We start from the raw sequence: 22234 nt of genomic DNA, 5'->3' as shown, positions 1-22234 counted from the left end.
TCCTATTCAATTTATAGCTGTTGCGTATAAATTGAACACTTCACTCTCTTTATCAACAACCCATCATTGGATTGAGGAGGTTTTCATGGCAGTACTGGTAGGCAAGCCGGCTCCGGACTTCACCGCTGCAGCGGTATTGGGTAATGGCGAAATCGTCGATACCTTTAACCTGAAAGAAGCGATTAAAGGTAAGAAAGCAGTAGTTTTCTTCTATCCGCTGGACTTCACCTTCGTATGTCCCTCTGAGCTGATCGCTTTCGACCACCGCTTTGCCGAGTTCGAAAAGCGTGGTGTTGAGGTAATCGGTGTTTCCATCGACTCTCAGTTCTCTCACAACGCATGGCGTAACACCCCGGTCAACGACGGTGGTATCGGCCCCGTAAAATACACTCTGGTTGCCGATGTTAAGCACGAAATCTGCCAGGCGTACGACGTAGAAGCTGACGCTGGCGTTGCTTTCCGTGGCTCTTTCCTGATCGATGAGGAAGGTTTGGTTCGTCACCAGGTTGTGAACGATCTGCCGTTGGGCCGCAACGTTGACGAAATGCTGCGTATGGTTGATGCTCTGGCGTTCCACCAGGAGCATGGCGAAGTTTGCCCGGCCGGTTGGCAGGAAGGCGACAAAGGTATGAACGCTTCTCCGGAAGGCGTAGCGGCTTACCTGAGCGAGAACGCTGAGAAGCTGTAAGCTCAAGTTCGCTGGGTTAGCTCGAAGCTAGTCCTGATGCAGAAAAAACCGCCGAAAGGCGGTTTTTTCGTTTTAATGAGTGCCAATACGCAGATCTATGCGTGTGGCATGGGGATTCACACAGGACTAATGGCAAGCGACTAGAATTCAGCAGTCAGTCCTGCGTGGCGCCTAAATAGAGTTTTTGCCCGTTGGCTGCTAGTCTTATCTGCATGTACCGGATTGCTTTGGCGGCTCGATTTGCTTATGAGACCTGCAATTCTTTCAAATATCGTCTATCACCTACGCGCCTGGAAGGCGTGTACCATTCTTTCACTACTGCTCCTATGCGCTGTGGCGCTACCTGTGCGGGCGATGGATATAGACGCCAGGGCCAAGGAGTTCGATCGATACTTCCGCAAGATGATGGCTGGCAAGTCGATCCCCGGTGGTGCCTATGTCATTGTTGATGGCAACCGGGTGGTGGCCATGGACACTTACGGTGTGCGCACACGCGGAAAGAAAGGTAAGGTGGATTCGGATACCGTTTTTCGCCTGGCCTCGGTCTCAAAGACCTTTGCCGCCAGTATGGCCACTCTGTTGGAGCATGAGGAGCGCTTTAATTGGGATGACAAGGTCGTCAATTATGTGCCGGATCTCAGCTTTAAGACGCCGTCCCTGTCTCGCCAGCTGCAGGTAGAGCATTTACTCAGTCACTCCTCCGGCTTAACGCCCAATGCCTACGATGATTATCTGGAGGACAATAAACCGCTCAGCAAAATATTGCCGAAATTCGCCAATATTGACCCACGCTGTACTCCGGGAAAATGCTATGGCTACCAGAATGTGCTGTTCAGCCTGATTGAAGATGTGATTCTTGAGGCGACAGGTACCACCTTTGCCAAACAACTCAAGACGCGAATCTTTGTACCGCTGAAAATGCAGAATGCCTCGGTAGGTTGGGAGAGCTTTATGGCCTCAGACAACCGCGCCGCGCCCCATGTGCAAACAGGCAGTGGCTGGCGCCCGGTGAAAGTGGAAAAAGAGTACTATTTCGCCGCCCCAGCAGCGGGTGTCAACGCCAGTATTTCAGATATGGCCCAGTGGTTGAAAGCACAAATGGGTTACTACCCCAAGGTACTTTCTCCCGCAATGATCGAGGATATGACCACCGAGCGAGTGTCCACTCAGCGCCATATGCGCCACCGTATCTGGCGGGATTACCTATCTCATGCCGGTTATGGCCTCGGCTGGCGTCTCTACACCATCGGGGATGACCGCATTATCTATCACGGTGGCTGGGTGGCAGGTTTCCGTGCGGCAGTTGCTTACTCGGAGAAGCTGAAAATCGGTATCGCCATTTTGCTGAATGCCGAATCCCGGGTGATCTCCGATATGACCGCTAACTTTGTGATCGACGTGACCGGCAGCAAGGGCAAAGCCGCTACGCTCAAGGCTAAGGCCAGTCGCAAGCGTTAGTTGACTGTGTAATAGTTAATAATGCACTCCCCTTAAAGCCCCAGCTGGTGGGGCTTTAAGGGGAAATCCCAAACCTAAAATGTCTTCTTGAAACCCCACCGTTTCCCGTAAAGTCTAAGCTGAATAGCGAATTACTGTCAGCGCCGTTTGCGTTACGGCATCATGCAGATATCCTCTATTTCCAGCTTTGCCCTTGAAACCTGTCAGCAGGTCCCAATATTTGCTCCCTGTTCCGATTGACGTGTATGGGGAGACCTACAGATGACCGTTGAGGCCCACAAAGAGAGCCACGGGTTCCAGACAGAAGCCAAGCAACTGCTGCACCTGATGATCCACTCGCTCTACTCCAATAAGGAGATTTTCCTGCGCGAGCTGGTATCCAATGCCTCCGATGCCGCTGACAAACTGCGCTTTGAGGCACTGTCCAAACCAGAATTATTTGCCGATGATACGGATTTGCGTATTCGTATCGAGTTCGATAAAGATGCGGGCACCCTGACCATTACCGATAACGGTATTGGTATGAGCCGTGACGAAGTGATCGAAAACCTCGGTACCATCGCTCGCTCCGGTACCTCCGCCTTTATGCAGCAACTCACCGGTGACCAGAAAAAAGACGCGCACCTGATCGGTCAGTTTGGTGTTGGTTTTTACTCAGCATTTATTGTCGCCGATAAAGTGGATGTGTTTACTCGTCGCGCAGGTGCAGAAGCCGATCAGGGTGTGCACTGGGAGTGTCACGGCGAAGCGGAATATTCCGTAGAAAATGCAGAGTTGCCCCAGCGCGGTACCCGTGTCGTTCTGCACCTGAAAGAAGATGCCAAAGAGTTTGCCGATGGTTGGCGCCTGCGCTCCATTATTAAAAAGTACTCCGACCACATCGCTATTCCGGTAGAGATGCTGAAAGAGGAAATGCCGGCGGCAGAGGGTGAGGAAGAAAAAGAAGAGAAGGCGCCCGAGTTTGAAGCGGTCAATGCGGCCCAGGCGTTGTGGACCCGCCCACGCTCCGAAGTGAAAGCCGAGGAGTACAAAGAATTCTATAAGCATATTTCCCACGATTTTGATGATCCACTCAGCTGGAGCCACAATCGTGTTGAGGGCAAGCAGGATTACACCAGCCTGCTGTATATTCCGGCGCGTGCACCTTTTGACTTGTACCAGCGCGATGCCGCCCGCGGCCTCAAGCTTTATGTACAACGCACCTTTATCATGGACGACGCCGAGCAGTTCCTGCCGCTGTACCTGCGTTTTGTGAAGGGTGTGCTGGACTCCAACGATCTGCCGCTAAACGTTTCCCGTGAAATCCTGCAAAAAGACCGCAATACCGATGCGATCAAAAGCGCACTGACTAAGCGTGTGCTGGATATGCTGGATAAGCTGGCGAAGAAGGACGGTGACGAGTACCAGAAATTCTGGGACCTGTTTGGCAATGTGCTGAAAGAGGGGCCGGCCGAGGATTTCTCCAATAAAGAGAAAGTGGCCAAGCTGCTGCGCTTCGCCACCACGCATACCGATACCGACAAACAAGATCAGTCCCTGGAAGACTACGTCAGCCGTATGAAAGATGGCCAAAAGGCGATCTACTACGTGTGCGCAGACAATTTCGCGACAGCGAAATCCAGCCCCTACCTGGAAGTATTCCGTAAGAAGGGTATCGAGGTGCTGCTGCTCACCGATCAGGTGGACGAGTGGTTCGTGGGCCATATGAACGAGTTTGATGGCAAGCCGTTCCAGGACGTGGCCAAAGGCGCGCTGGATTTGGGTGAAGCCGAGAGCGAAGAGGATAAAGCCGAACGCGAGAAAGTTGAGAATGAGTCTGGTGCGCTGGTTGAGCGCGTTCAGTCTGTTCTGGATAGCCGTGTGGAATCTGTACGCGCTACCACTCGCCTGGTGGACTCGCCGGCGTGTCTGGTGGTGAGTGAGCAGGATATGGGTCCGCAGATGCGCCGTATCCTCGAACAGGCCGGACAGGCGGTACCTGAAGCCAAGCCAATTTTTGAAATTAACCCATCGCACCCGCTGGTACAGCGCCTGGATCAGGAGCAGGATGAGGATCGCTTTGCCGATCTCACCAATATTCTGATGGATCAGGCCAACTTGGCGGCGGGCAACCAGCTAACAGATCCGGCCGACTATGTGCGTCGCCTGAATACACTGCTGCTGGAAATGCACGACTAAGTTTTAATCAGTTGTTATTGGCTTTCAGGAGCCTGGCGCGGTGATTTCTTCGGAAGTTCTTGCGCCTTATTTCTGCGGCCTCAGCGGAACAGCCCGGTTGTGCAACCGGTAGCTTGTCCCGCTGGGGCCGTTTTCCGTTTTTGGCGTGTTAATTTGTAACTTTACGCGCAAGATCCTGATAGTTGAACCCTTTGGGATGAGCGGGTCATACCTCTATAATCCCTGCCCTCGAGAAGCTTTATCGGTATCAATATGCAAAAGGAAACTTCCAACCCTCTCTCCATCGCTGTATTGGGCGGCGGTAGTTTCGGTACGGCCATTGCTAATATTATTGCGGGTAATGGTCACGATACCCGCCAGTGGATGCGGGATTCGGAGAGCGCGGAAGCCTGTCGAGAAACCCGTGAGAACAGCAAGTATTTGCCCGGAGTGGCCCTGCACCCAGAACTTTGTATCAGCAGCGACCTGCAGGAAGTGGTACGGAACTGCAATATTGTATTTGTCGCTATCCCCAGTAAATCTTTCCGTGAAGTGGTCCGCCGGGTGGCCCCGCTGCTAAAACCGGGCACCATGTTGATTTCCACCACTAAGGGAATAGAGCACGATAGTTTTCATTTGATGAGCGATATCCTGCGCGAGGAGACCCAGGGTATGCGCGTGGGGGTGCTGAGCGGGCCCAACTTCGCTAAGGAAATTGTCGCAGGTCACTACACAGCAACCGTGGTTGCCAGTGAAGATGAAGCGCTGTGCAAGGATATCCAATCCGCACTGCATTCCGAGACTTTCCGCGTTTACTCCAGTAACGATGTGTTTGGTGTGGAACTGGCGGGGGCGCTGAAAAATATCTATGCCATTGTCACCGGTATGGCGGCGGCCTTGGACCGGGGGCAAAATACCATCAGCCTGCTGATTACCCGTTCGCTCGCAGAGATGATGCGCTTTGCCGAGGCTATGGGTGCAGATCCTATGACTTTTATCGGCCTCGCCGGCGTTGGCGATTTAATCCTGACCTGCTCCTCCGACCTCAGCCGTAACTACCGGGTAGGTTATTTGGTGGGCAAGGGTAAGCCTTTGGATCGTGCTGTCGCGGAAATCGGTCAGGTTGCCGAAGGGGTGAATACGGTTCGTCTGATTAAAAAGAAAGCGGATGAAATGAGCGTCTACATGCCCTTGGTTTCCGCAATTCACGCCATATTATTTGAAGAGCGACCGATTCCTGAGGTAATTCGCAATTTAATGTCGGGCGCGCAAACTTTTGATGTGGCCTACTCGGCCAAGCCTTGATGGAAGCCTCTTATGAAAAATGATGATTTAAAGCGCAACCTGACTTCCGGGAACCAGTGGGTGCGGCTGATCTATATGGTGCTGTTTGCGATCTGCCTGCAGATTGCCAGCTGGGTGCTACTCGCGGTGGTTGTGCTGCAGTTCCTATTCTCGATTATTGGCGGCAGTGCCAATGATAATTTGCGTCGTTTTGGCGACCAACTCGCCTCCTATATTTACCAGGCGATACAGTTTTTAATTTACAACTCTGAGGAAAAGCCTTTTCCTTTTGCAGAGTGGCCGGAATCTGAAGTGGACGATCTCTCCGGTTACGAGGGCGCGCAAGAGGTTAATGCAGAAGTTATGGCTTCCGATGATGAAGCCGAGGCCGAGAAAAAAACTGAGTCCAAAAAGGAAGAAGAAGCCGAGGAGGCCATTATCCTCGGTAGTGATGACGGTAAGCCCGAGCTGGTAGAGGAGAGTGCAGAGGAGTCCTCAACGCCCTTCAGTGAGCAGAAGGGTGAGTCTGACAAGCGCGGCGACACACACTAAACCGATTGAGGCGAAGTCAATGCAGCTGTTTATCCTGCGTCATGGTAAGGCCGAACCCATGTACGGTAACGATGCCGGCCGCGCGCTTACGGAGCGCGGTCGTAAGCAGGTGGCGCAGGTCTGCAAAGAGCGCGCTGAGGAGTTGTCCTCCGTGCGTGCTATTTGGGCGAGCCCCTTTGTGCGCACTCAGCAGACAGCTGATATTGTCTCCGCCCACTTGGGGTTGCCTGTTGTCACCGAGTCACTGCTGATTGGCGATACCGATCCGCAGCAGCTACTCGATAAGTTACAGAAACAGCAAGCTGATCATTTCCCTCTTCTACTGGTGAGCCATCAACCACTGGTGGGTAGCCTGTTGAACGGTCTCTGCGGTAGTGGCAATCAACACCCGATGGGGACTTCCAGCCTCGCCTGTGTCAGCGCGGAGGTCTGGGCTAATGGTTGTGCTGAGTTGCAGTGGTTACAGCACCCCGGCTAGCCATTTTTCCCTCCGGTTTTTCCCCTTTGCCTTCAAATCCCTAGGTTGCTGGCGCTAACTGTCATTGCCTGCGGGCCTTTGGACCTGCACCATCTGGCTCTTTAATATTCACTTTTTTCTGGAATCTGCGCGCATGAAGCAAGCCGCCCCCCGTGAGATCAGCCTGGAATTCGACAGCAAGACCATTGCCGCAAAGCAGTGGGGGGATGGCACAGGGGAGCCGGTATTGGCACTGCACGGATGGCTGGATAATTGCGCCAGCTTTGATCGTCTGGCCCCACTTTTGAAAGGCGTTAATTTGGTCGCCGTGGATATGGCAGGCCATGGGCGCAGCTACCATCGGTCTCCCCATGCTAATTACAATATTTGGGAAGAAGCTGAGGATATTATCGGTGCCTCCGAAGCACTGGGCTGGCGCAATTTTTCTTTACTGGCCCATTCCCGCGGTGCTATTGCCAGTGTGATAACGGCAGGCACCTTCCCCAAACGCATCAAACGCCTGGCCCTGATTGATGGCCTGGTACCTCCTGCTACCAAGGATAGCGAGGCGCCGGAAATTCTCGCTAAGGCTATCGCCCAGCGTGCCCGTTACAGCCAGCGCAGGGCAAAGATTTACCCCACTTTTGAGGGGGCGGTAGAAGCGCGTATGAACGGCATGTTCCCGCTGACAGAATGGGCGGCGCGTGCGCTGGCCGAGCGGGGGACCCTGCCACTAGAAGGTGGCTTCACCTGGAGTAATGATCCGCGCCTGATGGCGGCGTCCTCCGCCAAGCTTAACGAGGCACAGGTGCGCGCTTTTCTATCCCGCCTGAGTATGCCGGTGCGCCTGGTGCTGGCGAAGGAGGGGATTGCGAATATGATTGAGCGGCTGCGCCCGGTGTTGGAGAGCTATAAAACGATCGAGGTGAGGGAAATACCCGGCAGCCATCACCTGCATATGGAAGAGGGCGCCGAGGGTATTGCCGAGTGGTTTGGTCCCTTCCTGCGTGGAGAAGCTTAGAAGGGCACCCGCTTTGAGTAACTGCCGGGGTCCATTTCACGCACTTCTACCGAGACCGCTGGTACCCCATCGGCAAATTGGCACAGGCAGTTAAAAACCGCTGAACTCAACGCTTCCCGCTCGCGGTTGTTGCGGCCTGCCAGTAGGCGGATTTCCGCGTGAATAAAACTATCGCCGTGCTCACCGGCAATAAATTGGTCGTAGGGCTTGGCGCGGGTCTTGATGGTATGGGAGGCGAATAAGCCGGAGCTATGCATTGCCTCCTGAGCCGAGCTGACCAGGGCGGCGACAGAAATACGTTCTTCTAGATTCTTGGCGTACTCAATAACCAGATGGGGCATGGTGGCTCACTCCGTGATTGCGGGCGGCCCAGGGGGCCGCACGTTGCTAGCTCGCAGCCTTAAGGGCGGCTGATCAGGGAAAGAAACTCGTTGCGTGTAGCTTGGTTCTCGCGGAAGGTGCCCAGCATTGCCGAACTCTTCATCACGGAGTTCTGCTTCTCCACGCCGCGCATCATCATGCACATATGCTTTGCTTCAATAATAACGCCAACACCGGCGGCATTAGTGACAGACTGCAGGGTTTTGGCGATCTGTGTGGTCAGCTGCTCCTGAATTTGCAGGCGGCGTGCGTACATATCGACAATACGCGCTACCTTGGATAGGCCCAGCACCTTACCTTGGGGGATATAGGCCACGTGGGCGCGACCGATAAATGGCAGCATATGGTGCTCGCACAGGGAGTAGAGCTCGATATCCTTGACCAATACCATGTCGGTGCAGTCACTGGGGAAGAGTGCGTCGCTGACAACCTCTTGAACGGTCTGCTGATAGCCGCGGGTCAGGTATTCCATGGCCTTGGCAGCGCGCTTCGGAGTATCTTTGAGTCCGGGGCGCTGCAGGTCTTCGCCGATTGCTTCAATAATTCGTGCGTAGTGTTCGTTCATGCTGCTCTTTCCAACATCTCAGCCCGAGGGGGCGGGTGCGCTACCCTAAGCGTTTGTAACCCGAGAGTAAAGATCCGCGCGGACCTAGGGGCCTATTGGTACCAATTTGATCGCTACTCTCGGGGCCATTGTGAGCTCGGGGAGGCAAAAGGAGTGAATCCACATAAACGACCGACAATGCAGTTGGGTGAAAATTAGCCTAGGTCCTTCGGGTTACAGCTATTAAACCGTCACTCAGCGTTACTCGTCGCTTATTTGGAACAACCAAACTACACTCCTCGTGCCTTGATTGGCGCTTCTATAGCCACAGCAGAGGCTACTTAATGAGTGACAATAGGCCTTGATGAGATACATAGCACTTAAGGATAGATTCAATGATAGAAAGGCGTGAATCCAGCCTGCACGAGCTGACCACGGTTTTGGACTATATCCGCTGGGGAGCCAGCCGTTTTAGCGAAGCGGGCCTTTGGTATGGTCACGGCACGGACAATGCCTGGGACGAGGCGGTACTGCTGGTAACCCACGCACTGCACCTGCCGCCCTACAGTAAGCAGGAAATCCTGCATGCGCGGTTGACCATGGAGGAGAGACGGGACGTGCTTACTCTCCTAGAGCGGCGTTTTATCGAGCGTTTGCCAGCGGCTTATTTGACCAATGAAGCGCATTTTTGCGATATGACTTTTTATGTGGATGAGCGGGTGTTGGTGCCGCGTTCCCCTATAGGTGAAATGATCCGCCACAATTTTGAGCCTTGGCTCAATGTAGAACCGTTGGCAATCCTCGACCTCTGTTGTGGCAGTGGCTGTATCGGCCTCGCCTGTGCAGAGGCCTTTCCTGAAGCGAGAGTCGACCTGAGTGATATTTCTGAAGGCGCTATTGAAGTGGCACAGCTGAATATCAATCGCCACCAGCTCAACGAGCGTGTGCGCGCAGTGCAGTCGGATCTTTTCAGTGGTTTGCAAGGCATGAGTTACGAGTTGATCGTGTGTAACCCTCCCTATGTGGATGCACGCGATCTGGCAGAGATGCCGCAAGAATACCTGGCCGAGCCGGAGATTGCCTTGGGTTCCGGTGATGATGGTCTTGATTTTACCCGCCGTTTGCTGCGTGAGGCTGCCAATCACCTGCAGCCAGAAGGCTTACTAGTCTGTGAGGTGGGCAATAGTTGGGAAGCTCTGGAACAGGCTTTCCCGGAAGTGCCATTTATGTGGCCCGAATTTGAGGATGGTGGCCACGGTGTGTTTGTGATTAGTCGCGAAGAGCTGCTCGCCTACCAAAGCCACTTTGAAAAAGAGTAATTCTTTTTCTGAACCCGGCAAAAGCTATTGCCGGGTTCTCTGATAAAGCCACATAGCTGCAGCAATTGTGCTTTTTACCTTGAACGCCGCGCGCGGCGGCTAGATCCTTTATAATGCGCGGCTCTGCATAAAGCCAACCGCTGTTAATTTATCAACCGTTATCTGGAAAAGTCGCATATGTCGGGCAATACCTTTGGCAAGCTGTTCTGCGTCACCACCTTTGGCGAGAGCCATGGTCCAGCCTTGGGCTGTATCGTCGATGGCTGCCCCCCGGGGTTGGAGATCAGTGAAGAGGAGATCCAGCTGGAGCTGGACCGCCGAAAGCCGGGTACTTCTCGCTATACCACACAGCGCCGTGAACCGGATCAAGTGAAAATTCTATCCGGTGTGTTTGAAGGAAAAACTACCGGTACTCCTATTGGCCTGTTGATTGAAAATACGGATCAGCGCTCTAAAGACTATGGCAATATCGCTGAGCAGGTACGCCCGGCGCACGCCGATTACACCTACTGGCAAAAATACGGTATTCGTGACTACCGCGGTGGAGGTCGCTCTTCTGCAAGGGAGACCGCCATGCGTGTTGCGGCCGGGGCCATCGCCAAAAAATGGCTTAAGCAGAGGTATGGTATTGAAGTACGCGGTTACCTGTCCCAGCTAGGACCAATTAAAGTGCAAAAACTGGATTGGGAGCAGGTCGAGCAGAATCCATTCTTTTGCCCGGATGCTGAACGAGTACCCGAGATGGAAGCTTATATGCAAGCCTTGATTAAAGAGGGTAACTCCATCGGTGCACGGATCTCAGTACACGCCAGCGGCGTCCCTGCAGGGCTGGGCGAGCCGATTTTTGATCGCCTGGATGCAGACCTGGCCCACGGCCTGATGAGTATCAACGCGGTGAAAGGGGTGGAGATTGGAGCCGGCTTTGATTGTGTGGAGCAAAAGGGCACCGAGCATCGCGATGAAATTACTCCCGAGGAGGGTTTCCTCTCCAATAATGCCGGTGGCATTCTCGGCGGTATTTCCAGTGGCCAGGATATTGTTGCCCATATCGCCCTGAAACCCACTTCCAGCTTGCGTATCCCCGGCCGGAGTATCGATCGCTCCGGCAATGCTATTGAGGTGGTTACCAAAGGTCGCCACGACCCTTGCGTAGGTATCCGCGCAACGCCAATTGCTGAAGCAATGATGGCTCTTGTTTTGATCGACCATGCTCTGCGCCACCGAGCACAGAATGGTGACGTAATACCAGGATAATTTGATCGGCCTTCTTCTATTGCGATACCGGCGAAAGCCGGTATTCGGTATCCTCGCTGCTAAGATGCAGCCAATAAGTTAAGCCCCTGTACTTCCCCTACTTACTCCCAACAAAATAGTTAGCTCCAGCCTCCTCAATTTTATTAATGTTGCGCAGTCGATCTGAGGGGCTTAAAACGCCTTTATTTCCCCGATTTACGACATGGGTATAAATTTCAGTAGTACTAACATCCGAATGCCCTAGCAGTTCCTGAATCGTACGCAAGTCATAACCCGCTTCGAGCAAGTGAGTCGCAAAACTATGGCGAAATGCATGGCAACGAGCCGGTTTATTGACTCCCGCTAGCTTGACAGCTATACGAACCTGGCGCGCTAAAGTTGTTGCGTGCATATGGTGCCTTCTGTTTTCACCGGAGCGAGGACATTGGCCGATGGTGCTGGAAGGGAAAAGGTATTGCCAGGCGAGTTGTCGGCTTGCACTTGGATACTTTCTTTCCAAAGCGTTAGGTAAATAAACCGAACCAAAACCGGCCAAAAGATCTTGTTGGTGCAATAGGGAAACAGTCTTTATTTGCCTATGTAACTGCACTATTCGCCCGTTAGGTAATATTGTAGTGCGATCCTTATCCCCCTTGCCACCTCGAACAAAAATATTATTGCTGTCGAAGTCTATATCCTTTATACGTAAAGAAAGCAGTTCGGCACTGCGAAGGCCGCTACCGTACATTAGCTCAACTTGTAATCTGTAAGTGCCTTCAAGATGACCCAAAATTGCTGATATTTCTCTACGGCTATAAACCAAAGGTAAGTACTTTTGTTGTTTTGCCAGTTTAAAGTCCAATGCTTGCATATCCCTACCTAAGAATCTCTTGTACAGATATATCAAAGCGTTCAGAGCTATTCGCTGTGTATTTGCGGAGCAAAGACCTTGAACTGCAAGGTGAGAGAGAAACGTCTCAATCTCAACGGCTCCCATATCAGCAGGGTGCTTCTTTTTATTGAAATGAATGAAGCGTTTAACCCAATGCGTGTAAGTTTGCTCTGTTCGGTACGACAGTCCTTGTTTTCGAATATGAAATCGCAGGTTGTCCATAAAACGTTCAGGCTTACTTGGAATTTTGTGGCGAATGTCGTCTATGATATTGCTCTTAAACTGTTTTTATATACAGTATTTATTCTTTTGTTCTGCTGTCAATATCAGAATTCAAGAGAAGCTTCTCCTATTTCTGGGGGTGAGGGGCTAACTCTTTGACTTTTATAGAGTTGGTGATGTTATAAAGAGCAGAAAAAGCAGGTAGATATATAGTGCCTGCTATATATCTGCCTGTTGAGAATTATGCCAAAGCTCTTAACTTTTTGATATTGTTAGGTTTTTTAGGTTATCTTGAAAGTAGTGAGTAGAATTATATAGAAGGGTGATATAAAGACGCTTCTTTTGAATTAACTGTTATGTGTAATTAGAAGATGAATATACCTTTAAATACCATTGGCAAAATTGAGGCTGGCGACAACAAAGGCTGGCAAGTAAAAGTAGAGCCATGTGCAACTGATTCAGAGAATTGTCTTGTTTTAATTTCTCGTGACTTCAGCAACCCAGAAGCAGAAGGCTACGACGACTGGGTAGAGGACTACGAATCATTAAAGCAATATTTTAAAGAGTCAAAGTGGTTAATATCATGGGCATAAATAAAATCACACATAACCAGTTGCAGCACGTTAGCCCACTGCGTGGGCTCGGACTTTCGCTGCTATGCAGCTCAAGCCCGTGTGCAAGGCGTTATTTTTCGTAGGGGAGATCGATCATTAAAGCCAGTGAGTACGCAAAACTAATCAGTGAGCTAGATAAATCTGCGAAGATTACATTTTATGAGTGCTTAGCGCATGCGCTAACAGTATCGGTCCGCGTAGTTTGGTCGGATGAGAAGTTAAGTCTTGAAGACCAAATAGCACAGATGAAATGGTTAAATGAAATTCAGCATCGAGTTGTGGCAAAAATCCAAGTCGAGCGTTTAGAAAGGCATAAGTGGCCTGAAAATGAGTTCATAGAGATGGTCGGAAAATATATCAGTCAAACACCTGGCATTGGTCATTTGGTTGGCTGGGCAATAAATCGAGCTTATGAAGCAGCAATTAAGCAAAAAACATAACAAACTAATGAACTTCGCGCCCTCGGCGCCCGACAGCTTACACTCCGCTTCGCTGTGTTCCAGCTGCGGGTTATTGAGGCGTTATGTGAATACATGAATTACTACATACTTTCAAAAGACCTATGCTTAGGTCAATCGAGACTGGAACATGCTGATTTAAGCATGGGCATGGTTCATGGGATCTTTACGCAAGAACCTGATTATCAAAAAGCAAAAAATATTTTTAAACTGTTCGCCAACGAGCAATATGATGAATATTATCAGAAAAGAGATGATTTAGAGTTAACCCTTCAAGATGAGTCAGGTAATAAAATTTCTACTCACTTTATCCACATTGAAGACTATTCTCCAGAGTTTGAAGAGATTAGTGTAGAGGTCAAATTAGTAGACCCTCAGTCATGGGCAGGTAATGCAAACACATAACCAGTGCAGGCAAAATCGCCCGCAAGCGGGCTGGACCTCCCTGACGGTCGGCCTTTGCTGCAAGCGTTAAATGTCTATGAGCGAATATCCAGTACTTATTGGCGGAGTGGGTTTAGTTAAGGGTCGAATTAAGAATATCGGCCAAGCAATGGCTTCTGTTTGTGAAGAAGTTAAACTCATCATCGAACAAAGCAGAGCCTTTGATGAAATGCCGTTCAAAGAAATAAATATGATCATTCGCTGGGGCAATGAAAGAATTGAGGCCCCAGAAATAGGCCCATTGCGTAAGGCCAAAAATAGTCTTGAGGTTGCAACAACTATCAGCCTTTCCGAAGGTAAGGAAATAGAAAATAGCCCTGAGCAGCTGAAGGCAATGGTAAAAGGTGAGCTTGTAAAAGTATTTAAAGCAGTAGAGGCAAAGTATGGCCTGTGCCAAATCAACATTTAATAAGTCAAGGCAGCATCGCCACTTCGTGGCTGGACGCGCTAACGCGCGCCGCTGCTTGAAGCGTTAAGTGTCCACATCATGAAATACATCGTGCCACTACTGTCCTTATTCCCTTTACCAGCTCTGGCTGAGGTATCAGATAAGATGACCTCTATTCCTGTAATGTGGGCTCAGGGTGCAGTCGGCGCAATAATACTAATGTTCTTAATTCGGCGTTTTATCTGGGCAAGTGTTTTAGGTTTTCTGGTGGTAGCTTTTTTTACTTATGCGTCTTACGCTACTTTTGATAATCCACATATAGGCCCAGCAATAATCAAAGAGCAAGGTACACCGTATATTGTCGCAGCATATGGATCTGCAGCCCTTATGGCGGTCGGTTTGTGTTGGGGTATCTTTTTAAATCGCAGGTGCTGCAAGTAATGCACTTAACAAGTCAATCAACTACGCGCCTTCGGCGCCGGACCGCTAAAAGCGTGGCTTCGCCACAACGCGGCCGGTTATTGAGGCGTTAGGAGTTTAGAGTATTGCGTGCTTTATTCTTGATAGCTTTATGTTGGGCAATGGTTGATTCAGCTGCTGCCGTTGAGAAGGATCAGGCAACTACAATCGCCGTGTATGGATCATTGTCTAAAGCTCCAGAAAATACTGAACTCTATCGAGAGTTTCATTGGGCAAGGCGCGCTAACGGAGGGCCGGCATTCATATTTCGGTGTGGTAAAGGCCAATTCAGGTATGCAGTTTTGAAAGCGGATGCTGGGAGCTATTCCTTCGAAGTAGACACATCATATGAAGGGAGTAAGTGTCCTTTAGGGAAGTACTCAATTGAGTTGCTTGAAGATCGTTTAAAGCTAAAGATAAGCACTGAAAACGGAGTTGTAATTGAAGAGGCTCTTCCAAAGTGGCCAGGCAACTCCTAACAAAGCGCTGCAGTGGGACTCCCAAAGCTATGCACCTTATTTGTGTAGTTCGCTACGCTCACATTTTACACAAAACGGTGCGCCGCATTGGTAGCCCCTGAACGCGGCGTTATGTGTCTACTGAAATTAAATTATGCTGCAAAAAATAAATACTAAGCTAATTGGCGCAATCTTTGTTGGCACACTCGTTATTGGGTGGTTGATGCTCTATTCGCGACTAAGTAATCCCATCAAGCTAGGTGATGGTAGTACGTTGCCTCCAATAGATCCGAGCATACTGAATATAGTTAGCAATCTACATTTGAATTTGTATAGCACGGCCATATTCTTAATTTCAGGAATTATTCCTCTTGTGCTAGTAAAGTATGCAAAGTTCAGAGGGGTAATTAATGTTTCGAGGGCCCTGTGGGTTTGCTCTATTGGACTATTGTTTTTGGTGTCTTATTTAGCTGCTTAACACATAACAAGCTGCTGTAGTCGCGCCGTAGGCGCTGGGACAGCCTTTCCATTGCTCGTTTATGGGCTTTTACGCTACGCTAGCCCAACACAATCACTACAAGTCTGCCCCTAAGCAGGGCGTTAAATGTCATATGAATAAGATCGGTAAATACACAGCACTTGTGATCGCTATGATGAGTGCAATGTTGTGCTCTTCACTGTACTTTCGCCCGCCTAGTCTGTTCGATTTGCCGCGTTATTTGGACATCTTCCTAAATATTAAGAGCTATTTTGCTCAGGGACTACTTTCTGGGATAGTGGGCTTAGTTCTTGCTAAGAAGTTAGGGGTTTCTAAGTACTCTGTCTTTACTGTAGGTCTCGTTATCTCTGTTGTGCTTTTGACCTTATATAGTCTAAGAGTACAATCTATAGATTTTTATCATGCGCAATTTGTAGTATTGCCACTGATTGGTGGTGTTGCATGCGGAATTACACTGGCCGAATATGTGGAACATTTAACAAGTTTAGGCACCCGACACCTTCGGCGCCGGTGCTAAAAGCGTTATATTTCTGAGAAATCATGATAGATAGCAAGAAAAACCCAGTTGAATGGAGTCAATTAATGAGTGAGCTAGAAGATGCACATGAGCATCTAGGTGATCTCATTAAAGAAATGGGATCTAAGGGGAGCGTCGATATCGAGGGCTATTCTATAGATATAGCCCATATATATGCGCACTTAAATCGAGCGTGGAATTCCCGTGATTTCAAAGGTGAAATGAGTGAATCTCAATGGGAGGAGTTTCGTTCTTTTCCCTCTGATTTGGAGCCAATCGCGTAATGAAATATAACCAGCGGCGGCACAATCGGTCTTCGGCCTGGACTCAGTACTGCGCGCTTTGCCTGTGCGCCAGGCGTTACGTTGCAAGGTGAAATATGAAGAAAGCATCTAGATTTATGCCCAAGTACGAGCCTGAAAAGGCAAGCGCACCTGTTCTAGCTGTTTTCCTTGCAATTGCTGTGGCTATCGCTATATACCAGCCTTGGTATCTTACCGTTCTAGCCGAGATATTTTTATTGGTTATGGTTTGGAGTGCAATCGAGCAGCCCAAAGTTGAAAGACATTTTTCAGAGTTGTGCAAAGACCGTTATGGCTTGTCCATTTGTGAGTTCGCAAGGGAGTTTGATTCAAAGGTTGTAGATACGTGGGTCATTCGAGCAGTTTATGAGCAACTTCAGGCTGCGCTGCCAACTAAGCAAAGTGTTCCTATTAAGGCTTCTGATAGCCTCTTTGATACCTTACTGCTTGACGAGGATGATCTCGATCTTAGATTTAGTAGAGGAAATAGCACAACGCACTGGCCGAAGTCTTGATGGCTACGAAAATAACCCTTATTTCGGTAAGGTTACAACAGCACGTAACCTGGTGCTGTTTTTCAATCTTCAGAATCGTGCCAATGCAACGTAACAATGTCATTAAATTCGTTCCGGCCGCAAAAGACGCGGCCTCCACTGGACTGCCTGCGCGTTGCTTCGGCATCCGTTTATGGCGGCGTTAGGCACACATGAGCATCGTAGCAAAAACAATATCCATAATCGTATTCGTTGCCGCACTATGTTTCGCGATATCGAGTACTGGCAACGAGTTATGGCTCACAGCTTGGTTTCTATTGTTTTTCTTTGCGGGTATCCCCCTTAGCTTGCTGGTGTTAAAGGATCTGCTAGTTGTTGTGGCTCCTAAGTGGCTCGGCCCATCACAAATATTGTTGCATGTGTGCGCAATATTTGGTGCGGTAATAGGCTATGGTCTTGGCCTCATGGCTGTAAGCTCGGAGCACGAGAAAGCCCATTTACACCAATTGTTAGTGGTTGTTTTTCCACTAATGGTTTACGCAACGCCATTGCTGATGATATTTCATGGCATTCCAATATCGCGAATTAAAGAGTTCTATTTTAAATCTAGCCAAGGTGACAAGTAGCATGCCTAACAAGTCAATCAACTTCGCGCCTTCGGCGCCCGACAGCTTACACTACGCTTCGCTTCGTTCCAGCTGCCGGTTATTGAGGCGTTAATGGGCGTGGGTACAATCGAAAACAATGAATAACAAACTAAATATAAATACGTTGGTAATGCTTCTTGTGAGCTTGGCATTCAATTATTTTACTGCCAGCCTAATTGCAACTAACGAAGGACCTTCAGCATATGACATAGGATTTGTTTTTGGCCGTGCCATAACCAGTGTTCTAATTGCTTTTGCAATAGTAGGTATACCTCTTGCCATTTTTCGCCGCGGGAAAAAGAAATTTACTAGAGGGGCTTACATAGTCTGGTGGGTTATCTTTGTTTTGCTAAGTTTAATGGCTTTGTTTGGTAATATGTTGCCGCCGGAGGGTTAAGCCATTAACAAGTTACTCAAGTTCACTCCGGGCCTTCGGCCCTCCGCGGGACAGCTTACCTTGTACACGTTTTACACAGGTCGCTGCGCTCCCATTGTCGCGCAAAATGTGCACAAGGTAAGCTGCCCCTGCCGGCGGCGTTAGCTGCTCCGAATCATTTACACTCAATATCAAGGGACGATGATGAAAGATATAACCAGAATTAATCATGTAGGATTGAGGGTTAGAGATTTGGATGTCTCTCGTGAATTCTATGGCAAGCTAGGTTTTGAGTTTATAGTTGGCCCAGTTGGCCCTGAGCCAGTAGCTATAGTTGAGCATCCATCAGGAGTTAACATCAACTTGATCCTTAATGCTTCAAAGGATGCACCAAGGAAAAATGTGCTAATGGAAGGTGATATGAAATATCCAGGCTATACGCACATCGCTTTAGAAATAACAGACTATGATTCAGCCAAAAGTAACGTCGAAGCTCTGGGTTTTCCTATAACAGGTGAAGCCGAATACAACGGTGCTCAGTTTTTCTTTATAAGAGATCCAGATGGCAATGTTATAGAGTTCCATCAACCAGCACGCAGCTAACAAAGCATTCAAGGTGACGCCTACGGCGCACCTGAATGCGGCGTTAAGTGAAAACGTAGTTCCAGAGTATGAGTAAAGAATTCCCCAAAATTGAAAAGTACATAATAGCTAGTGATATCGGTGGTGATAGGGACGGCATCGGCGTAGAGGTATACATCGGAAAGGATATGGTGTTGGAGGTTTTTCGTGATGACTCCAAAAAAACTAGAGAAGTTACTCTTTACAAAAAGGATCTCGATTTAGAGCTGGTAGAGCAAACTATTGCTCTATTTAAAAAGGAAATTCCATGGGATTTTCAATATTAGCCTTAATCTCACATAACAAAGCGGTGTTGTCGCCTCGGCTGGGACTGCCATTCCGCTGGCGCTCAATGTCAGCCCCAAACCACGGCTTATGAATTCATGAGAAATACTAAATCAATACTACTTCTAGTTCTCTTGGGGCTGACCGCTTGTAGTAATAAGCCGTCCGGCGGGTTCATGCGAGGAGGTGTGCCTATGGTTGTCGGTATGTTTGAAAGTTACTATGGCAATCATGTTCAAGTTGTCGGTTATATGTACAAACCACCCAGAGGCAATGTTTTAGTATTAATTCCAATCAAAAGATCATATTAATTTACAGACACGGCCTCCAGCTAACGTATTGAGTTTACTGTTATTCTCCGACCCAGCAATTAGAAATGGCAGGGTTCACTCCGAGATGGAAGGGTGTATTGGTAAGACTACCTATGTGTCTGGGCTAGTCGGCATTTTTTCTGGGTTACCTGCAATTGAAGAGACTCGTGAAGTGGCGTGCTAAATTCATACCAAACGCAAGCAGGATGCTCCGCCCCTTCGGGCTTCCGCGGGACGCCCAACGCAGTGCACATTTTGTGCGGATCGCTGCGCTCCCAGTTTCGCACAAAATGTGCACAGCATTGGCCGCCCCTGTTTCGGGCGTTGTGTTTTTATTGATTCTTAGCTTCAATTTTAAATTTGTGATGACTAAAGGGATTTAGTGTGAAAGAAGATATAGCCGAGTTAAAAAGTGAATTTAAGACTAAGTTATTATTCTGGAATAACATCAAAAGTAAAAAACTTAAAGTAGCCTTAATAGTTCTGTTTGTTGGCCTCGTAGGTTTGAAAATTCTTACAAGCATTTTTACGTTCGATTGGCTAGTAAGTTTTTTCAATTGATAAAACAGTGTAGTAAAACATAACAAAGCACTCAAGAACGGACAAAAAACAGTTGGCTGTTGTTCACTACGTTCATTATTTTAGCCAACAATGTTTTGCCACTTAGTGCGGCGTTAAGCAGCAAAGGAGAAAAGTAGATGATTGTTGATGCTTGGGCACAGCACCCAACATTACGGCACTCGCAAGATCCAGTCTTCAAGTCGCTACGCAGGTGGACGAAGATGCCTATGCCGACAACAGAAATCCCGATAGAGATGACTCTCGGAATGATGGATCAAGGTGGTGTGGATCGCAGTCTGATATCGGCTTGGGTTGCTCCCCGAAATGTCATGATCTCCAATGATGAAGTCGCAGGTTTCGTGGCTAAGGCACCTGACAGGTTGGTTGGCGTGGGGTCAGTGGACATCTCGAAGCCGATGGAGGCTGTTCGAGAGATCCGACGTTGCGTAAACGAACTAGGTTTCAAAGCGATTCGGGTTTTGCCCTGGATTTGGGAGGTGCCGCCGATCGATCGTCGGTTTTATCCCGTGTACACAGCATGCTGTGATCTTGGTGTTCCGTTCTGCACCCAGATTGGTCACACCGGGCCGCTCATGCCGTCGGAGGTTGGTCGACCTATCTACCTAGATCAGGTGGCCCTGGATTTTCCTGAGCTAAAAATCGTCGGTGGTCACATTGGCTACCCTTGGACAGATGAGGCTATTGCGGTGGCTACAAAGCACGAAAACGTATACATCGACACGTCAGCGTACACCGCTAAGAGATACCCACAGCCTCTAGTCGAGTTTATGCGAGGACATGGCCGCAACAAAGTTCTCTTCGGCACAAATTACCCAATGATCATGCCCGCCAAAGCGCTCGAGAATCTTCCAGAGCTGGCGTTGGGAGAAGATGTGGAGGAGCTTTTCTTGAGTGGTAACGCATGCCGAATATTCAATTTATAGTCAGAGCGGTGTGGCCTAACAAGTGACTATGGCCCTTTGTCAAATATTTAAACCGTTTTCTCATCCCAGTAAGTGTTGTTTTTTACCATTGTATTTAGGATGGTAAGTTGCTTCCTCATACATGCGATAAGGGCTACTTTCTTTGGTTTACCAGCAGCGACCAGGCGCTCATACATTGGCTTTAATTTAGGGTGGCATTGTATTGCCGACTCCTTTAGCACTTAATAAGAGATCGCGTTTTTGTCGCCACACGGCAACACTGTTAACAAGTTTATCAAGTTGCTTATCGACCCCTTCTAGCTCTTTCTTGATGTCTTTTAAGATAGCCTGAATGGGCTTGTAAACAGACTTAGGCATTCTCTTGAGACGATTCTTTTGCATTGTGCTCATTTCTAAGCACTGGTTCCTGACCGTCAGAAAATCACTGATATTTTTTAGTTTTTCTGGTTGGATTGATGACAATCTTGGCTTCATAGCTTCACCAAAATATGCGATATCAATTGCATCCAACTATCGGCAGTCCCGCTTTATGAGCAGCACAGACGAATTCTAATTCTAGTCTTCCTATGGACTATATTAATACTCTTTGAGGTTTAAGCGGTTGTAGTTGTTTAATGGCGTTTTAATACCTTCTTTGTTATTGGTTACACTAAAGAACTGACCATTAGATCTCACATAAATATCGAGTTGTTTACTGCTGGTATCGATACCGACATTGATCTCTTGAGGTTCCATAAGATAAGCTATCTCCGCCTTGCTATTCGGGATCGAGGCCCACATGACTATTCGAGTTATGCCTATTGAGTGTCTGTCACGTTCATACTTGTTATCGGTCTTTATGAACCGGCACAGCAACAAACTGTGACAAGCAAGGCCTTCGGTGGCCACCGAAGGTGGGTCTCAATTTACCCGTTAGCGAAAAGGATTTTCAACATCAGAATCGGGCAAGAACAACCATACAAGTACAAGCAGGTTGCTACGGGCCTTTGGCCCTTCGCGGGACGGCCTACGCTATGCTCCAGCCGCCCCTGTTGTAGTCGTATGGTTCATAGAGAGCAGAATGAAAACTATACTACTGGGGATCTTTGCTGTTCTTTCAACTCATAGCTTTGCGTGTGAAGAGTCTAACGCAGACATTTTTGTTCGTGATGTAAAGGTGTATCAGCATCAGGGCCAAACTTGCACATCTGTACAGATACTTCTTAATGAATATATAGAAAATAAAAATCGATATATCGATTCTGCATACTTAAATATCATTGACGCAAACCGCAAAGTAGTAGCTGAAATCGCTCCGGAGTTGGAGCGCCCCGGTTTCGGTAATGTACTTGTGTCTATGTGCGTTTCAGAGGAGTACATAGAAAACTCAAGGCTGTTTCTAAATGTAAAGCCGAGGCCCTTGGTAAAATTGAAAGGCAATGGGACAATTTCTACCGGCAGCCCTTTGTGTCTCGAAACACAGGAATTATTACTTTCCAAGCTTGTAAGTCACGATGGTGAGTAGGTCCGTGCCAATTAACCATAACCATAACCATAACCATAACCATAACCATAACCATAACCATAACCATAACCATAACAATCACAGGCAGGGAAGCTCCGTCCCTTCGGGCCTCCGCGGGACGTCTTACCTTATACACGTTTTGCG

General features: G+C 48.7%; 28 protein-coding genes and 1 pseudogene. 23 read left to right on the top strand and 6 right to left on the bottom strand.

Features of this window, described 5'->3' with window-relative positions; translation table 11 throughout:
* Window positions 1–85: 85 nt before the first annotated feature.
* The 7 genes from ACJJIB_RS16690 (at window position 86) to ACJJIB_RS16660 (ending at window position 7617) form a co-directional block, all read left to right on the top strand.
* Window positions 86–688, top strand: a complete 603-nt coding sequence (locus ACJJIB_RS16690) for a peroxiredoxin (RefSeq protein ID WP_252082857.1) — start codon at window positions 86–88, stop codon at window positions 686–688.
* A gap of 246 nt (window positions 689–934) precedes the next feature.
* A complete protein-coding gene (locus tag ACJJIB_RS16685; RefSeq protein ID WP_252082855.1) occupies window positions 935–2146 on the top strand; it encodes a serine hydrolase domain-containing protein in 1212 nt (403 codons plus the stop codon).
* Window positions 2147–2407: 261 nt separating this feature from the next.
* Window positions 2408–4324, top strand: coding sequence for a molecular chaperone HtpG (gene htpG, locus ACJJIB_RS16680; RefSeq protein WP_252082854.1), 1917 nt, complete (start codon window positions 2408–2410; stop codon window positions 4322–4324).
* Between the two features lie 252 nt (window positions 4325–4576).
* Window positions 4577–5608, top strand: a complete 1032-nt coding sequence (locus tag ACJJIB_RS16675; RefSeq protein WP_444886900.1) for an NAD(P)H-dependent glycerol-3-phosphate dehydrogenase — start codon at window positions 4577–4579, stop codon at window positions 5606–5608.
* A 12-nt stretch (window positions 5609–5620) separates the two neighbouring features.
* A complete protein-coding gene (locus ACJJIB_RS16670; RefSeq protein ID WP_444886899.1) occupies window positions 5621–6139 on the top strand; it encodes a DUF4389 domain-containing protein in 519 nt (172 codons plus the stop codon).
* 19 nt (window positions 6140–6158) lie between these two features.
* Entirely contained in the window at window positions 6159–6617 is a 459-nt protein-coding gene (sixA, locus tag ACJJIB_RS16665) for a phosphohistidine phosphatase SixA (RefSeq protein ID WP_444886898.1), read from the top strand.
* Window positions 6618–6750: 133 nt separating this feature from the next.
* On the top strand, window positions 6751–7617 hold the full coding sequence (locus tag ACJJIB_RS16660; RefSeq protein WP_444884112.1) for an alpha/beta fold hydrolase: 867 nt from the start codon (window positions 6751–6753) through the stop codon (window positions 7615–7617).
* On the opposite strand, the gene ACJJIB_RS16655 is transcribed toward ACJJIB_RS16660, so the two are convergent.
* Both ACJJIB_RS16655 and folE read right to left on the bottom strand, forming a co-directional pair.
* The gene (locus ACJJIB_RS16655; RefSeq protein WP_252082845.1) at window positions 7614–7958 is read right to left on the bottom strand and encodes a 5-carboxymethyl-2-hydroxymuconate Delta-isomerase; all 345 of its coding nucleotides are present in this window, start codon (window positions 7956–7958) and stop codon (window positions 7614–7616) included. The two genes, ACJJIB_RS16660 and ACJJIB_RS16655, sit on opposite strands and share 4 nt — an antisense overlap.
* Window positions 7959–8017: 59 nt before the next feature.
* Window positions 8018–8563 (bottom strand): GTP cyclohydrolase I FolE, encoded by a 546-nt coding sequence (gene folE, locus ACJJIB_RS16650; protein ID WP_252082843.1) that lies wholly within the window; start codon window positions 8561–8563, stop codon window positions 8018–8020.
* 374 nt (window positions 8564–8937) lie between these two features.
* Between folE and prmB the strand changes: the two genes are divergently transcribed.
* Entirely contained in the window at window positions 8938–9861 is a 924-nt protein-coding gene (gene prmB / locus ACJJIB_RS16645; protein WP_444884114.1) for a 50S ribosomal protein L3 N(5)-glutamine methyltransferase, read from the top strand.
* Window positions 9862–10038: 177 nt separating this feature from the next.
* Complete coding sequence (gene aroC / locus ACJJIB_RS16640) at window positions 10039–11115, top strand: chorismate synthase (RefSeq protein WP_444886897.1); 1077 nt, start codon at window positions 10039–10041, stop codon at window positions 11113–11115.
* A 97-nt stretch (window positions 11116–11212) separates the two neighbouring features.
* Here aroC and ACJJIB_RS16635 read toward each other — a convergent pair whose 3' ends face one another.
* On the bottom strand, window positions 11213–12208 hold the full coding sequence (locus ACJJIB_RS16635; RefSeq protein WP_444886896.1) for an integron integrase: 996 nt from the start codon (window positions 12206–12208) through the stop codon (window positions 11213–11215).
* A gap of 371 nt (window positions 12209–12579) precedes the next feature.
* Here ACJJIB_RS16635 and ACJJIB_RS16630 point away from each other — a divergent pair, with 371 nt between their 5' ends.
* From ACJJIB_RS16630 to ACJJIB_RS16570, 13 genes are all read left to right on the top strand, one after another.
* On the top strand, window positions 12580–12801 hold the full coding sequence (locus ACJJIB_RS16630; RefSeq protein WP_444886895.1) for a hypothetical protein: 222 nt from the start codon (window positions 12580–12582) through the stop codon (window positions 12799–12801).
* 266 nt (window positions 12802–13067) lie between these two features.
* On the top strand, window positions 13068–13262 hold the full coding sequence (locus ACJJIB_RS16625) for a hypothetical protein (protein ID WP_444886894.1): 195 nt from the start codon (window positions 13068–13070) through the stop codon (window positions 13260–13262).
* 93 nt (window positions 13263–13355) lie between these two features.
* Complete coding sequence (locus tag ACJJIB_RS16620; protein ID WP_444886893.1) at window positions 13356–13685, top strand: hypothetical protein; 330 nt, start codon at window positions 13356–13358, stop codon at window positions 13683–13685.
* Between the two features lie 76 nt (window positions 13686–13761).
* Entirely contained in the window at window positions 13762–14133 is a 372-nt protein-coding gene (locus ACJJIB_RS16615) for an Imm39 family immunity protein (protein ID WP_444886892.1), read from the top strand.
* Window positions 14134–14211: 78 nt separating this feature from the next.
* A complete protein-coding gene (locus tag ACJJIB_RS16610) occupies window positions 14212–14553 on the top strand; it encodes a hypothetical protein (RefSeq protein ID WP_444886891.1) in 342 nt (113 codons plus the stop codon).
* Between the two features lie 104 nt (window positions 14554–14657).
* Window positions 14658–15050, top strand: a complete 393-nt coding sequence (locus ACJJIB_RS16605; RefSeq protein ID WP_444886890.1) for a hypothetical protein — start codon at window positions 14658–14660, stop codon at window positions 15048–15050.
* A gap of 1060 nt (window positions 15051–16110) precedes the next feature.
* Complete coding sequence (locus tag ACJJIB_RS16600; protein ID WP_444886889.1) at window positions 16111–16329, top strand: hypothetical protein; 219 nt, start codon at window positions 16111–16113, stop codon at window positions 16327–16329.
* A 95-nt stretch (window positions 16330–16424) separates the two neighbouring features.
* Window positions 16425–16862 carry a hypothetical protein gene (locus tag ACJJIB_RS16595; protein ID WP_444886888.1) on the top strand — a complete coding sequence of 146 codons (438 nt, stop codon included), beginning with the start codon at window positions 16425–16427 and terminating at the stop codon, window positions 16860–16862.
* Between the two features lie 191 nt (window positions 16863–17053).
* On the top strand, window positions 17054–17467 hold the full coding sequence (locus ACJJIB_RS16590) for a hypothetical protein (RefSeq protein WP_444886887.1): 414 nt from the start codon (window positions 17054–17056) through the stop codon (window positions 17465–17467).
* Between the two features lie 118 nt (window positions 17468–17585).
* Entirely contained in the window at window positions 17586–17885 is a 300-nt protein-coding gene (locus tag ACJJIB_RS16585; RefSeq protein ID WP_444886886.1) for a hypothetical protein, read from the top strand.
* A gap of 183 nt (window positions 17886–18068) precedes the next feature.
* Window positions 18069–18467 (top strand): VOC family protein, encoded by a 399-nt coding sequence (locus ACJJIB_RS16580; RefSeq protein ID WP_252082786.1) that lies wholly within the window; start codon window positions 18069–18071, stop codon window positions 18465–18467.
* Window positions 18468–18535: 68 nt separating this feature from the next.
* On the top strand, window positions 18536–18772 hold the full coding sequence (locus tag ACJJIB_RS16575; RefSeq protein ID WP_444886885.1) for a hypothetical protein: 237 nt from the start codon (window positions 18536–18538) through the stop codon (window positions 18770–18772).
* A 1007-nt stretch (window positions 18773–19779) separates the two neighbouring features.
* Window positions 19780–20586: an amidohydrolase family protein gene (locus ACJJIB_RS16570; RefSeq protein ID WP_444886884.1), complete on the top strand. Its 807-nt coding sequence runs from the start codon at window positions 19780–19782 to the stop codon at window positions 20584–20586.
* A 47-nt stretch (window positions 20587–20633) separates the two neighbouring features.
* Here the strand turns inward: ACJJIB_RS16570 and ACJJIB_RS16565 are convergent.
* The 3 genes and pseudogenes from ACJJIB_RS16565 to ACJJIB_RS16555 all read right to left on the bottom strand — a co-directional run.
* A pseudogene (locus ACJJIB_RS16565) lies at window positions 20634–20759 on the bottom strand (IS110 family transposase); the annotation flags it as partial.
* 13 nt (window positions 20760–20772) lie between these two features.
* Window positions 20773–21096: a hypothetical protein gene (locus ACJJIB_RS16560; RefSeq protein WP_444886883.1), complete on the bottom strand. Its 324-nt coding sequence runs from the start codon at window positions 21094–21096 to the stop codon at window positions 20773–20775.
* A 66-nt stretch (window positions 21097–21162) separates the two neighbouring features.
* Window positions 21163–21321: a hypothetical protein gene (locus ACJJIB_RS16555; protein WP_444886882.1), complete on the bottom strand. Its 159-nt coding sequence runs from the start codon at window positions 21319–21321 to the stop codon at window positions 21163–21165.
* 325 nt (window positions 21322–21646) lie between these two features.
* Here ACJJIB_RS16555 and ACJJIB_RS16550 point away from each other — a divergent pair, with 325 nt between their 5' ends.
* Window positions 21647–22090: a hypothetical protein gene (locus ACJJIB_RS16550; protein WP_444886881.1), complete on the top strand. Its 444-nt coding sequence runs from the start codon at window positions 21647–21649 to the stop codon at window positions 22088–22090.
* Window positions 22091–22234: the final 144 nt, after the last annotated feature.

It is taken from the genome of Microbulbifer mixtoriginis (SeqCode) (assembly GCF_052467705.1).
Note: the sequence above shows the minus strand (reverse complement) of the source record. Positions and strands in the feature narration are given on the sequence as shown.

Coding starts and splice junctions, on each gene's coding strand:
- ACJJIB_RS16690 (WP_252082857.1), top strand. CDS start 86: ATGGCAGTACTGGTAGGCAAGCCGGCTCCGGACTTCACCGCTGCAGCG.
- ACJJIB_RS16685 (WP_252082855.1), top strand. CDS start 935: ATGAGACCTGCAATTCTTTCAAATATCGTCTATCACCTACGCGCCTGG.
- htpG (WP_252082854.1), top strand. CDS start 2,408: ATGACCGTTGAGGCCCACAAAGAGAGCCACGGGTTCCAGACAGAAGCC.
- ACJJIB_RS16675 (WP_444886900.1), top strand. CDS start 4,577: ATGCAAAAGGAAACTTCCAACCCTCTCTCCATCGCTGTATTGGGCGGC.
- ACJJIB_RS16670 (WP_444886899.1), top strand. CDS start 5,621: ATGAAAAATGATGATTTAAAGCGCAACCTGACTTCCGGGAACCAGTGG.
- sixA (WP_444886898.1), top strand. CDS start 6,159: ATGCAGCTGTTTATCCTGCGTCATGGTAAGGCCGAACCCATGTACGGT.
- ACJJIB_RS16660 (WP_444884112.1), top strand. CDS start 6,751: ATGAAGCAAGCCGCCCCCCGTGAGATCAGCCTGGAATTCGACAGCAAG.
- ACJJIB_RS16655 (WP_252082845.1), bottom strand. CDS start 7,958: ATGCCCCATCTGGTTATTGAGTACGCCAAGAATCTAGAAGAACGTATT.
- folE (WP_252082843.1), bottom strand. CDS start 8,563: ATGAACGAACACTACGCACGAATTATTGAAGCAATCGGCGAAGACCTG.
- prmB (WP_444884114.1), top strand. CDS start 8,938: ATGATAGAAAGGCGTGAATCCAGCCTGCACGAGCTGACCACGGTTTTG.
- aroC (WP_444886897.1), top strand. CDS start 10,039: ATGTCGGGCAATACCTTTGGCAAGCTGTTCTGCGTCACCACCTTTGGC.
- ACJJIB_RS16635 (WP_444886896.1), bottom strand. CDS start 12,208: ATGGACAACCTGCGATTTCATATTCGAAAACAAGGACTGTCGTACCGA.
- ACJJIB_RS16630 (WP_444886895.1), top strand. CDS start 12,580: ATGAATATACCTTTAAATACCATTGGCAAAATTGAGGCTGGCGACAAC.
- ACJJIB_RS16625 (WP_444886894.1), top strand. CDS start 13,068: ATGAAATGGTTAAATGAAATTCAGCATCGAGTTGTGGCAAAAATCCAA.
- ACJJIB_RS16620 (WP_444886893.1), top strand. CDS start 13,356: ATGAATTACTACATACTTTCAAAAGACCTATGCTTAGGTCAATCGAGA.
- ACJJIB_RS16615 (WP_444886892.1), top strand. CDS start 13,762: ATGAGCGAATATCCAGTACTTATTGGCGGAGTGGGTTTAGTTAAGGGT.
- ACJJIB_RS16610 (WP_444886891.1), top strand. CDS start 14,212: ATGAAATACATCGTGCCACTACTGTCCTTATTCCCTTTACCAGCTCTG.
- ACJJIB_RS16600 (WP_444886889.1), top strand. CDS start 16,111: ATGAGTGAGCTAGAAGATGCACATGAGCATCTAGGTGATCTCATTAAA.
- ACJJIB_RS16595 (WP_444886888.1), top strand. CDS start 16,425: ATGAAGAAAGCATCTAGATTTATGCCCAAGTACGAGCCTGAAAAGGCA.
- ACJJIB_RS16590 (WP_444886887.1), top strand. CDS start 17,054: ATGAGCATCGTAGCAAAAACAATATCCATAATCGTATTCGTTGCCGCA.
- ACJJIB_RS16585 (WP_444886886.1), top strand. CDS start 17,586: ATGAATAACAAACTAAATATAAATACGTTGGTAATGCTTCTTGTGAGC.
- ACJJIB_RS16580 (WP_252082786.1), top strand. CDS start 18,069: ATGAAAGATATAACCAGAATTAATCATGTAGGATTGAGGGTTAGAGAT.
- ACJJIB_RS16575 (WP_444886885.1), top strand. CDS start 18,536: ATGAGTAAAGAATTCCCCAAAATTGAAAAGTACATAATAGCTAGTGAT.
- ACJJIB_RS16570 (WP_444886884.1), top strand. CDS start 19,780: ATGATTGTTGATGCTTGGGCACAGCACCCAACATTACGGCACTCGCAA.
- ACJJIB_RS16555 (WP_444886882.1), bottom strand. CDS start 21,321: ATGGAACCTCAAGAGATCAATGTCGGTATCGATACCAGCAGTAAACAA.
- ACJJIB_RS16550 (WP_444886881.1), top strand. CDS start 21,647: ATGAAAACTATACTACTGGGGATCTTTGCTGTTCTTTCAACTCATAGC.